This window comes from Corynebacterium sp. HMSC055D05 (assembly GCF_001810365.1).
GTDB lineage: Bacteria > Actinomycetota > Actinomycetes > Mycobacteriales > Mycobacteriaceae > Corynebacterium > Corynebacterium coyleae.
Map to the genome: position 1 here is coordinate 32681 of NZ_KV801066.1, position 11278 is coordinate 43958.

Genomic DNA, 11278 nt, shown 5'->3' on the forward strand with positions numbered 1-11278 from the left:
CCTGCGAAAAGCCTAGATCTTGAACCGGCGTGCCCGGCGCGACTTCGCCTCGATGAACAGGGAGCTGCCCAGCATGAGCAGTGTCGCACCGACGGGCGGTAGGGCTCCGGCGGCGGCGAGGACGACTGCGGTGGCGTTGTACGCAACGGCGAAGGCGAGGTTGCTGTTGGCGATGCGTTTAACGCGTTGGGCGTGCTCGATGAGTTGGGGCACGGACATGACGTCTTCGCGGATGAGGACGACTTCGGCGTCGTCGCTCCAGCGTGGCTCTTTGGTGCCGGCGAGGTCGTCTTCGGCGAACAGGATGCCGGAGTCGGCGACGCGCAGGGTGGGCAGGACGGAGGCGTCGCCAACCATGGCAACGTTGGAACCTTGTGTGTGCAGTGCACGCACAGCATGGGGTTTGTCCAGTCCGTGAATGCCGGCAAGCACTTGAGAGATGCCGAGGAAGTCAGCGAACCGGCGCGCCACCGGGTAGGTGTCGCGGGTGAGCATGACGGTTTCCACACCCATGGATTCCAGGCGGTCGATGGCCTGGATGGCGTCGTCTTTAGCGGGGTCGTACAGCGTGATCACGCCGCGGTCACGTCCACCCCACCGCACGACGACGGGTGTGCCGCCAGTCGTGGCGGCGACGGAGAGTTTGCCGTGGAGTTGCGACAGGTTCGTCGGGCGCCACAGCGATGCCGCAAACGTTTCGGAGCGTGCGTTTTCACCAGTGCCCCACGTTGCGGTAATTGGTCCACCGAACTCGCCGTCGGGTGAGAAGGTGTCACCGTTGGCTTCGATCCAGTCTGGGATGCGTGGGTCGCCGGAGCGGGCGTCGCGTGCTCCTCGTGCTGCTTTCACAATCGCTTTGGAGGCCGGGTGGTCCGAGTCGGCAGACAGGACGCCGGCGATGCGCAGCACCAGTTCAGTGCTTTCGCCACGTACTGCGGTGACGGTTTCCACATGCATTTCCGGTTTGACCAGGGTGCCCACACGGTTGAAGACGACCATGTCGGTGTCGGCCAGGGTGCGAAGCGCGTTGCCGTCGCGCACAAGCATGCCGTGGCGCACGGCGGAGTCGAGGCCTTGGCGCATGGCGAGTGCAGGTGAGATGGCCAAACTCACGGGTGCGACGACGACCAGGATGGCCAGCGACGTCGCAGCGGCCGTATTGATGTTGCCGTTAAACAGCAGCCAGAGTCCGAAGTTGAGCACCGCGATGACATAGGCGGTTGGGATCAGCAGGCCCGCGGAGCGAGTCGAGACCATGGTGGCTGCGTTTTGGTGACGTGAGGCGTCGTCAAGCCAGCGCTGCACCGCCGCAAGCAGTGTGGTGTGGCCGACGCGCGCGGCGCGGACTTTGATCTCGCCCGAGGCGAGCACCGAGCCGGCGGTGACGATCGAGCCGACTTTGAGGATTTGGTCGCGGTGCGTATCGACGAGCTCCCCACCAATCCGGCCGGAACCACCAACCACTTCCCCATCGACTGGGATGATGTGGCCTGCGGTGAGCGTGACGTCGTCGCCACGCCTGATCTCTGTTGCAGGCAACTCTTCGGGGCTGGGTGTGCCGCGTTTGTCGCGGTGATCCACGTTGTAGACGTCCTCAGCACCTGGTCTGCGTGATTCGAGCTCCTCGCGCAGGTCTGTGCGAACCTGCATGGAGAAGTACCTGCCGAACAGCAACAACGTGGTAACAGTGCAGGACACCTCGAAGTACAGCTCTGGGCTGTCTGACATGCGCAGCGGCATCCAGCTGCCTGTGGTGGTGTAGCCGATGCGGCCTACCTCGGTGAACAGCAGCATGGCGAACGACCACACGTAGGACGCCAAAATGGCAATCGAACTGGCACCGTCTAGCGCCGAAATACCGCGACGCACGCCGCCTGCCATGGCGCGGTGGAACGGGGATGCGCACCACAGCGCCACCGGGGTGGCCAGCGCGAAGCACACCCACTGCCAGCCCGGGAAGTCCAGCGACGGGATGTAGGTGAGTAGCAGCACCGGGATGGTCAGCAGCACCGCCACCACAAGGCGCGTCGGTGTGACTAGGTCGCGGGCGGTAAACAGCACGTCGCCTTCACGGCGGGAGCGCCGCGACACCGGACGCACAAACCCTTGCGCACGGGCGATCAGGTTCGCCTCTTCGTTGCGACGATGCTTCGCCCGGCGCGGCATCGGGTGTTCCTGCCAGTAGCGGCCGTGTGCGCGACGCTGCAGGGTCGAGTCGGTCACGGTTGCGGTGACGCCAAAGCGTTCGATGGTGTCGGTGAGCTCCACAAGCGGCGTACTTGCCGGTGCGGTGACCCACGCCATCTTCGTCGGGTACACCAAGCGCGCCGACACACCTGGCAGCGCCTCAAGTGCTTCGGCGATGTCGGTCAGTTGGGGCCCGTCCTCAATGCCCTCCAGCTCGAAGGCGTAGGAGGCGTTGGGGCGGACAAGTTCCCCGTCCAGATCCCACGTCGCAGTGCCCGGGTCAATGCCTGCTTGGCGTGCGGCGTGGCGGGCTTCCTCGATGCAATTGTCCAGGTGTTCGTGGTTGCTCACTTACGCAACTCCCCTCCACAGGTCGCCACTTCGCGTATCGACGAACACATTCGCCGCCGGCCGGAACATCCCAAACAGGGCTGCGACAAGCAGGACAACCACCACGATGGAGGCCCAGCCAGCCACGCCGATGAAGAAGCCGGCAACGTTGAGGAACACAGTTGCCCCAATGCCTGCGGCTGCAATCCTTCGCGCAGTCTTCGCCCCTTTATGGAAGTAGGCCGAACTCATCGACAGCAGGATGGCCAAGGCGATGTTGCCCCACGCCAAGATGCGCAGATTGAACCGGAAACGTTCGATCAATGCTTCGTCGGCACCTTCGATCATCCAGGTATCCGGCAGCCGGTCAGGCACGCCCTTGGCCAGGGTCATCAGCCCGATGACGATCATCAACACCGCACTGGCAAACACCAGGTAGTAGGCGGTACGTAGCGGTCGGGGCCACTGCTCAGTGGCCTCGCCGCTGTACCTACGGTTCTTGTCATTCGGGTCTGAGACCATCGTGGGGAACATGCCTGCCATTGGGGACCTACTGTTCCTTCTCTGTCTTGGCTGCGTCTTTCTTCGACCCATCCTTCTTGGGCGCTACCCAGTTCACGGCGTCTTTGTCCGTGGAGTAGATGATGCCCAGAATGCCGGCCACACCCAGAATGATTTGGACGACACCGTCGATGCCGTAGAACACCACCGGTATGGCGGTGGAGGCGGGCTGCATCATGAACAGCGTGATCATGCGGAGGGCGAAGAACACACCGAAAATCTGCAGCAGCCGGTACGCGTTACCAGCCTGGGAGCTTTTGTTCCGCACGGCGCGCAGCGCGAACACGAACAACAGCAGCACACCCAACTGGATGAGTGTCATGAGGATCAGGGATCCGTAGACGCCCATGTTGATTAGGCCGTCCGAGATTTCCTCGCCACGCTGCTTAGCTTGTTGCTTGGCGGCGTCCCGCAGCGCGGACGGGTCGACGAACGCGAATACGACGGAGAGAATCTGGTGGATTAACTCGCCTGCGATCATCACTGCCCAGCACCGCAGCATCAACTGCACGGCCTCCGGCGGGCCGCCCGGCGTCTTCTTGTCCACGGCGCTGGCGTCGACGTGGCTGGGACTCTTCGGGTTGAGTGGCGGGAGGCTAACCATTGAGCTGCTTTGCTGCTTCGATGGCGTAGTAGGTCAGAATCTGGTCCGCACCAGCGCGTTTAATGGATACCAGCGACTCCATCATGGTCTCTTCGAAGTCGATCCAACCGTTCACGCCTGCTGCCTTGAGCATCGCGTACTCGCCGGATACCTGGTAGGCCGCCACCGGCACTGGCGACATTTCTGCCACCTTGGCCAGCACGTCCAGGTACGGCAAGGCCGGCTTGACCATGACAATATCTGCGCCTTCGGCGATGTCCAGTTCGGTCTCCAAAAGGGACTCGCGCACGTTTGCGGGATCCTGTTGGTAGGTGCGGCGATCGCCCTTCAGCGACGAGCCGACAGCATCGCGGAACGGACCAAAGAACTTGGAGGCATACTTCGCGGAGTACGCCATGATGATGACGTCCTCAAAGCCCTCGCGGTCGAGTGCCTTACGGATCTCGCCGATCTGGCCGTCCATCATGCCGGACGGGCTGACCATGTGCGCGCCAGCGCGCGCCTGGGACAGGGCGAGGTCGCAGTAGATTTCAACCGTCTTGTCGTTGTCCACGATCTCGTTGCCGTGTGCATCGGTACGCAGCACACCACAGTGGCCGTGATCGGTGAACTCATCAAGGCACGTATCGGAAATGATGACCAGGTCGTCGCCGAATTCGTCGCGAAGCGCCTTGATCCCGCGGTTCAAAATGCCATCTTCCGCGACACCGATGGAGCCTGTGGCGTCCTTATCCGCTTCAAGCGGCACACCAAACAGGTCGATCGCCCGCACACCAGCCTCAAGCGCCTCGTGGCAAATTGCCTTCAGGGAATCCTCGGTGTGCTGGTACACCCCCGGCATGGAGGCAATCTCGCGCGGCGCATCAAGGCCGTCTGCGATAAACAGCGGGAGGATGAAGTCGGCCGGGTGCAGCCTCGTCTCCGCCGTCAGGGTGCGCAATGCGGGGTTCTGCCGCAAGCGCCGTGGTCGTCGGGTGAGCTCAAAATCTGCCATGCGCCACATCTTAGAACGTCACCCGACACGACCCCAGCCGTGCTAGTTGCTCGCTGCCGACTTCCGGCGCTTCTTGCGCGGAGGCGGCAACTGCCCAGCCGCACGCAGACCAGCAACGTGCTCTGCCAAGGCGTCAATGAGCGACGGGATATCGGCGACCTCCGGGACGACGTCCACACGCAAGCCCTGCTCACGGGCTTCCGCCTCCGTCACCGGGCCAATGCAGGCGATGATGGTGCGCGCGTGCGGCTTGCCGGCAATACCCACAAGGTTCTTCACCGTCGACGGGGAGGTGAAGCACACGGCGTCGAACCCGCCGGTCTTGATCATGTCGCGCGTCTCCGGTGGTGGCGGAGCAGCACGCACGGTGCGGTAGGCGACAACGTCGTCGACCTCCCACCCCTTGGCCTCCAGGCCATCGACCAGGACGTCGGAGCCCAGGTCCGCGCGCGGCAGCAGCACACGGCCAACCGGGTCGATATCCTCGACATACTCCGGGAAGATCTCCGCCAGACCAGCAGCGTTCTGCTTTGTACGGTGCGGGATCAGCTCCGGGTACATGCCACGGGCACGCAGCGCATCAGCGGTCTTCTGCCCCACTGCGCCCAGGTGCACGCCGGCAAACGAGCGGGCGTCCAGACCAAGCTCCTCGAACTTGTCCCACACCGCATCAACGGCATTAACAGAGGTAAACAGCACCCAGCGGTAGCGTCCCTCCACAATGCCCTTGATCGCGCGGTCCATCTGTGCCGGGTTGCGCGGCGGCTCGAGCGAAATCGTCGGCACCGACTGCGGGATCGCACCGTACTGCGTCAGGCGGGCGTTCATCGGGCCAGCCTGCTCCTTCGCACGCGGCACAAGCACTCGCCAGCCATACAACGGCCGGTTTTCCCACCAGGAGTACTTCGAGCGGTCGTCCGCAACAGTGCCAAGCGTAACGACGAGCGCACCCGACAGATCCGCATCCAACTTGCCCACCGTCTGCAACGTGGCATCAAACGTGCGCTGCAGACGCGTCGTTCCGTTCGTCGTAATCGTCACCGGAGTGGCGCCTTGGAAACCGCGCTCCATAAGCGCTTCTGCCATCTCTGCGAGGTGCTCCTGGGTGGCCTGGAACACCAACGGTTGCGGCGCAGACGCCAACTGATCCCAGTCCACCGGACCGTTGGTCAGGTCAGCCTCGGTGTAGGTCGAACCCAACGCAATGCCAGCGAAGGACGGCACCGTCGACGGCAAGGACATGCCCGGCACCACGTGGAACTCCAGGCCAGCGTCTGCAACGGCGGAGATCTCCTCCATCACAGCATCACGGGTCAGCGGGTTGCCGGCGACCAGACGGATCACGTCACCATCGCCTGCCTCGCCGTCCTCGATGGACTTCGCTGCCGCGTCGAGCGCCTCGCGCAGCTTCGGCACAATGCCCTCACCTGCCAGGTCGCACTCCTGGAGCTCCGCCGCCGTCGGATCTTCCGGCTTCGGCGGCTTACGGCGCGCACCCGCCGCCTTCGCGTCGGCGCACATCTGCTCGTAGACGGCTTTCGCCTCGTCGAGCTTGGCCTGTGGCACTGGCAATGCTGAGCCAACGAAGTTTCTGACCCCCGCCGACACTTCCGGATCGACGAGTGCGATAGCGTTAGCTTCCATCACCTCGCGGGCACGGACCGTGAGCAGTTCAGGGTTGCCCGGTCCGGCACCCACGAAGATCACCTTCCCCGGCTGGGGGGTGTGAGAGGGCAATGTCATAGAGGAATCTCTTCTAGGCACAAATAACATCCCCCACGCAGACGGATCCGCTTAAGCGACCCGTTGCGCGGAGGGGCGTGAACGTATGGTATTTACACCATAAAAGGGATATGCCCCAGAACAAAACCACCGCTACTTCATAACGTCAGCGGCACCGCGTTCAAGCAACGCCTCAGCAGCGCGTCGACCGATCTCCTCCGGGTCCGTACCCTGGACATCTTCCACGAGCGAACGGGACCCATCCAGCGCAAACACACCGGCACGCAGCTCGATGCCGTTCTCCGTCGCACGCGCGGTTGCCGCCACCGGCGCGGTGCAGCCGGCCTCGAGTACGGCAAGTACGGTGCGCTCGGCGCGGGCCTCGACGGTTGCGGTGTCGTCGATAAGTTTCGCGATTGCTTCGCGGCCAGCCGCATCGTCGACACGGCACTCGACCGCAAGTGCACCCTGGGCGGGCGCTGGGATGAACTCGTGCGGGTCGAAGATCTGGGTCGTCCGGTCGCCGTAGCCACCGCGCACCAAGCCTGCGTACGCAAGCATGATCGCGTCCAACTCTCCAGATTCGACGTAGCCCATGCGGCGCTCAATGTTGCCACGCAACGGACGAATGTCCAGGTCCGGACGCATCGCGCGCAGCTGGGAAATACGACGAGGTGCCGACGTGCCCACGCGGGCACCTTCCGGCAGCTCCGCCAGCGTCAGCCCATCGCGGGCGATGAGCGCCTCGCGGTTGTCCTCACGCTTGGGCACGATGAGATAGGAACGCGACTCGTACGCCGTGGGCAAGTCCTTAAACGAGTGGACGGCAACGTCCACCTCGCCATTAAACAGCGCGTCGCGCAGCGCGGAAGTGAACACACCGACGCCAATTCGCTCCACCGGCGCCTGCGACAGGTCGCCCGGGGTGACCACGATCTTCAACTCAGCCGGGTGGCCAACCGCGCCAAGGTCGTCGCGGACATGGCCCGCCTGTGTCGTCGCCAAGTGCGAACCACGAGTACCAATCTTCAACATTTACTTCTCCTTACCGCGCAGTTCCTCAGGCAGCGGGAGACGCTGCGCCTCCACCGACACCGCCGGCTGATCCAGCCCGAACAGTTCGGTCACTACCTCTTCCACACTCACTGTCTCCTGCGCCGCCGCAAGTTCCTTAATCTTCACCGTCGGCGCGTGCAGCAGCTTGTCCACGACCCTACGGACCGTGCGCTCAACCTGCTCAAAATCTTCCTCAGACATATCCGGAAGCCGGGTGCGAAGTTTCTGCAGCTCCTGGCCAGAGATCTCCGCAGCGTTTCTGCGAAGCCTCGTCACCGCCGGGGCCACCCCACGCACCCGCTGCTCGGAGGAAAACAGTTTCACTTCCTCGTCGATAATCGCCTCTGCCTCACGCAGCGCGCGCGAATCCTCGTTGGTCGTGTTACGCATCTGCTCGTGCAGATACTCGATGTTGACCAGGTGCACGCCGTCGATGTCAGTGACCGCGTCGTCGATATCGCGCGGCAACGACAGGTCCGCCAGCATCACCGGACCCGCAATGTCCTCCGGCGTAATGGTGAAGCCGTCAGCCGCCGTCGCGGACACCACAATGTCCACCCCACCCATCGCGTGCGAGCGGTCTTCAAAATCCACAACCTCCGCCGGCACGCCCGCCTCGCGGGAATGTCCAGCAAGGCGCTCGGCGCGGTCGCGCGTGCGGTTGGCAATCACCAACCCGTCAATGCCGCGCTTGCCCAGGTGCGTCGCCGCCAGCGAACTCATCGCGCCAGCCCCCAACACCAGAGCTTTCTTCCCCTTGAAGTCTTCAATCCCCATCAGCCCCATCGCCTCATCCAAGGCGGCGGTAACCATGGACGCGCCCGAGTCGTCGATAGTGGTCTCAGTGTGCACACGCTTGCCGGTATGCAGCGCCATCTGCGCCAACGAATGCAGATTCGGCCCCACCGTGCCACGCTCCGCCGCATCCACATACGCCGTACGCACCTGGCCGATGATCTGCTGCTCCCCCACAACCATCGAATCCAACCCCGACGCCACAGTAAACATGTGCTCCGCAGCAGCATCCGCGTACCGCACGTACAGGTAGCGACGCAGCTCCTCGATGCCCACCCCAGACACCTTCGTCAGCACCGTCAACACGTCCTCCACACCAGCGTGGAACGCGTTGGCCACCGCATACACCTCGAGACGGTTGCAGGTGGAGATAATCATCGCCTCGGACAACGAAGGCCGCTCAACAAGAGCCGCGGACGTCCCCTCCTGCAGCTCCGTATCCATGCTGAGACGTTCTAGTAGGGACACAGGTGCAGACCTATGCGACATCCCCACGACAAGAACACTCACAAAACCCTCCAGTCCGCGTTGGAAATCAAACTAAAGGATAGCCCCTTACGCGAGGAGCGCCGCCTCAAGGTCTGCGTTGTCCACTTCCCAGCAGGCAAGCTCCTCGCCGTCAATGACGACAACCGGCACGCGATCGCCGTATTCGGCAGCGTTGTCGGGGTCCAGGTCGACGTCGACAAGCATTAGCTCCGCGCCACACTTCTCCACTACCGGAGCAATCTGCGCCGCCACCCGCTCGCACGAACCGCACGTGGACCGCACCATCAACTCCACCGTCTTCATCCGAACTCCTCTACATCGTGTCTGCGGCGCTCGCCGTTGTACGATTGCTCACGCTAACACCGCCACCGAAAGAGTCACGATCGCCATGTCAGAACAGCGGGAATTCCTCGCACAATGGTCAGTCTCTCAAGGAAACCTCCGCCGCTTCCTTGAGGACCTTGCACTGCCCCCGCTTGACGACGACGCCCAGCGCACCGCCGGCCAAGCCGCCGCCGCTGCCGCCGTTGAAGAAACCTTTGGCATCAACATCCAAGACTTCGCCCTCGGCGTCGACTCTGTCGGCGGCGCCTTCAAAACCGCGGGCCGCCAAAAAATCACCCAGCCGGACCCCGAAATTCCCCAGGACCTCGAGGCGGCGGCATTCTTCGACATCGACAACACCCTCATCCAGGGCTCGTCGCTAATCCTGCTCGCCCAAGGCCTGTTCAAGAAACGCTTCATCACCTTGCGCGAACTCGCCCCGGCCCTGTGGAAGCAGATCCGCTTCCGTGTCTCCGGATCCGAAAACGCCGACGACATCGCCGAAGGTCGCGAGCAGGCCCTTGCCGTGGTCAAAGGCAAACGTGTCGACGAGCTCAAGGAGGCCTGCCAGGAGATCGTCGACAAGCAGATGCTGAACAAGTCCTACTCGGACGTCATCGAACTGGCCTCCATGCACATCGCCGCCGGCCAGCAAGTCTGGCTCGTCTCCGCCACCCCGGTCCAGATCGGCCAGGCCCTGGCGGAGACCCTCGGGTTCACCGGCGCTTTGGGCACCGTCGCGGAAGAAGAGGACGGCAAGTTCACCGGCCGACTCGTCGGCGACATCCTCCACGGCCCCGGCAAGAAGCACGCCGTGGCCGCGCTGGCCGCGCTGCAGCAACTCGACCTGAAGCAGTGCACCGCCTACTCCGACAGCATCAACGACCTGCCAATGCTGGAGATGGTCGGCTCCCCCGTTGCCGTCAATCCGGACCGCGCGCTGCGTCGCCACGCAAAAGCCCAAGGCTGGGCCGTCCGCGACTACCGCTCCGTTCGCCGCGCCGTGCGCCTGTCCGCCCTGCCAGTATTGGGCGCTGCGGGAGCGTTCTCGCTGTGGCGCCTGTGGAACAAGCGGCAGGAAAGGACTCACCATGCCTGATGCGTTTGCCCTGCGCACCCCGCGGCTTGAGTTGTCGGTGCCGACAGATGCGGATATCGACGCCATCTTTGCCATCCACTCAGATCCCCGCACGTACGAGCATCGCCCCGAGCTGACAATGAAGACCCACGATGAGGCTGTCGAGCTTGCGCGCTCGTGGCAGAACAATTGGGCTGAGCAGCAGTTGGGCTACTACACGGTACGCACCCTCGACGGCGCGACCATCGGCTTTACCGGGGTACGGCACAGCGAGGAAGCCGGCGAAGAAGTCCTGAACCTCTACTACCGTTTCGCACCAGAATCGCAAGGCCAGGGCTACGCCAAAGAAGCCGCGGCTGCCGCGATTGCCAGCGCCCGCGAGCGCTTCCCGTCGCTCCCCGTCATCGCCATCATCGACCCTGTGAATGAGGCATCGATTGGCCTAGCTTTGAGGCTCGGACTTGCGTATGTTCCCGGAGCGGGCGTCCCCGGCGACTACGAGGTGTACCGGCTTTCCTAGCTGGGAAAGCCGGCGTTGGTTCGGGCTGTGTGGCCTCAGCCGCGCCACGGCTCCAATGCCCTGATCGGGTACCGCTCATCAACGGTAAAGCGTTGGCACACCACCTGCGTGTCGTCGTCAATATCAAGTGCTCCGATGTACTCCACAAACTCTGGCGAGCGCCAATACTGCTCATGCCCAATGCGCCATTCGTTTGCGTCGGCGTAGCCCTCCCCCTCGGCGATGGCATGCTCGTCGCTCACGTCCGCCAACCGGTAAATCTGAACCTCAGTCGTGCGGATGACGCACACCACGTTGTCATGTGAGTCAAGGACGGCCTCGAGGGCACCCACTTCCTCATGCGGCTGATAGTCGTTGGGGTATTCAGCCAGCAAGGATGCTGTCGCAGTTTTCGTGCCGTCCAGGATGGCGTTGACAAGAGCGTCACGGAGCGGGCCTGGAAAGGCGAACTCGCCACGAGGCAACTCCGAAATGGGCTCTAAAGCATCCCGATTCATACGTTCATATTAGGCAGCGAGACTCACCGTCCTTGGTATCGCACTGTTATGCCTCGTAGTTTTGGGTTCCCGCAATCCTGGACAGTCGTTTTCCGCTGGTCGTCTAGCTCTGTGTTTGTGG

General features: G+C 63.2%; 11 protein-coding genes. 2 read left to right on the forward strand and 9 right to left on the reverse strand.

The genetic code is table 11. The features are described 5' to 3' along the window. Nucleotides 1-12: 12 nt before the first annotated feature. The 8 genes from HMPREF2734_RS05070 to HMPREF2734_RS05105 all read right to left on the reverse strand — a co-directional run bounded on the left by HMPREF2734_RS05070 (nucleotide 13) and on the right by HMPREF2734_RS05105 (nucleotide 9041). A complete protein-coding gene (locus HMPREF2734_RS05070) occupies nucleotides 13-2538 on the reverse strand; it encodes a heavy metal translocating P-type ATPase (RefSeq protein WP_070569737.1) in 2526 nt (841 codons plus the stop codon). After that, nucleotides 2539-3060, reverse strand: a complete 522-nt coding sequence (locus HMPREF2734_RS05075) for a hypothetical protein (protein ID WP_070569739.1) — start codon at nucleotides 3058-3060, stop codon at nucleotides 2539-2541. It abuts the gene before it with no gap. A gap of 7 nt (nucleotides 3061-3067) precedes the next feature. Continuing rightward, nucleotides 3068-3682 carry a hypothetical protein gene (locus HMPREF2734_RS05080; protein WP_070449662.1) on the reverse strand — a complete coding sequence of 205 codons (615 nt, stop codon included), beginning with the start codon at nucleotides 3680-3682 and terminating at the stop codon, nucleotides 3068-3070. Then, nucleotides 3675-4676: a porphobilinogen synthase gene (gene hemB, locus HMPREF2734_RS05085; protein WP_371325692.1), complete on the reverse strand. Its 1002-nt coding sequence runs from the start codon at nucleotides 4674-4676 to the stop codon at nucleotides 3675-3677. Before hemB ends, HMPREF2734_RS05080 begins: the two co-directional genes overlap by 8 nt. A gap of 42 nt (nucleotides 4677-4718) precedes the next feature. Then, complete coding sequence (locus HMPREF2734_RS05090) at nucleotides 4719-6419, reverse strand: bifunctional uroporphyrinogen-III C-methyltransferase/uroporphyrinogen-III synthase (protein WP_070569741.1); 1701 nt, start codon at nucleotides 6417-6419, stop codon at nucleotides 4719-4721. Nucleotides 6420-6551: 132 nt separating this feature from the next. Beyond that, nucleotides 6552-7433 carry a hydroxymethylbilane synthase gene (gene hemC / locus HMPREF2734_RS05095; RefSeq protein ID WP_070569743.1) on the reverse strand — a complete coding sequence of 294 codons (882 nt, stop codon included), beginning with the start codon at nucleotides 7431-7433 and terminating at the stop codon, nucleotides 6552-6554. Further along, nucleotides 7434-8759 (reverse strand): glutamyl-tRNA reductase, encoded by a 1326-nt coding sequence (locus tag HMPREF2734_RS05100; RefSeq protein WP_083291877.1) that lies wholly within the window; start codon nucleotides 8757-8759, stop codon nucleotides 7434-7436. Between the two features lie 45 nt (nucleotides 8760-8804). Continuing rightward, the gene (locus tag HMPREF2734_RS05105) at nucleotides 8805-9041 is read right to left on the reverse strand and encodes a glutaredoxin family protein (RefSeq protein WP_070421703.1); all 237 of its coding nucleotides are present in this window, start codon (nucleotides 9039-9041) and stop codon (nucleotides 8805-8807) included. 85 nt (nucleotides 9042-9126) lie between these two features. Here HMPREF2734_RS05105 and HMPREF2734_RS05110 point away from each other — a divergent pair, with 85 nt between their 5' ends. Both HMPREF2734_RS05110 and HMPREF2734_RS05115 read left to right on the forward strand, forming a co-directional pair. Further along, the gene (locus HMPREF2734_RS05110) at nucleotides 9127-10161 is read left to right on the forward strand and encodes an HAD family hydrolase (protein WP_070421702.1); all 1035 of its coding nucleotides are present in this window, start codon (nucleotides 9127-9129) and stop codon (nucleotides 10159-10161) included. After that, the gene (locus tag HMPREF2734_RS05115) at nucleotides 10154-10660 is read left to right on the forward strand and encodes a GNAT family N-acetyltransferase (RefSeq protein ID WP_070569745.1); all 507 of its coding nucleotides are present in this window, start codon (nucleotides 10154-10156) and stop codon (nucleotides 10658-10660) included. Before HMPREF2734_RS05110 ends, HMPREF2734_RS05115 begins: the two co-directional genes overlap by 8 nt. Nucleotides 10661-10695: 35 nt before the next feature. On the opposite strand, the gene HMPREF2734_RS05120 is transcribed toward HMPREF2734_RS05115, so the two are convergent. Then, nucleotides 10696-11157: an ASCH domain-containing protein gene (locus HMPREF2734_RS05120; protein WP_070421700.1), complete on the reverse strand. Its 462-nt coding sequence runs from the start codon at nucleotides 11155-11157 to the stop codon at nucleotides 10696-10698. Between the last annotated feature and the right edge of the window lie 121 nt (nucleotides 11158-11278).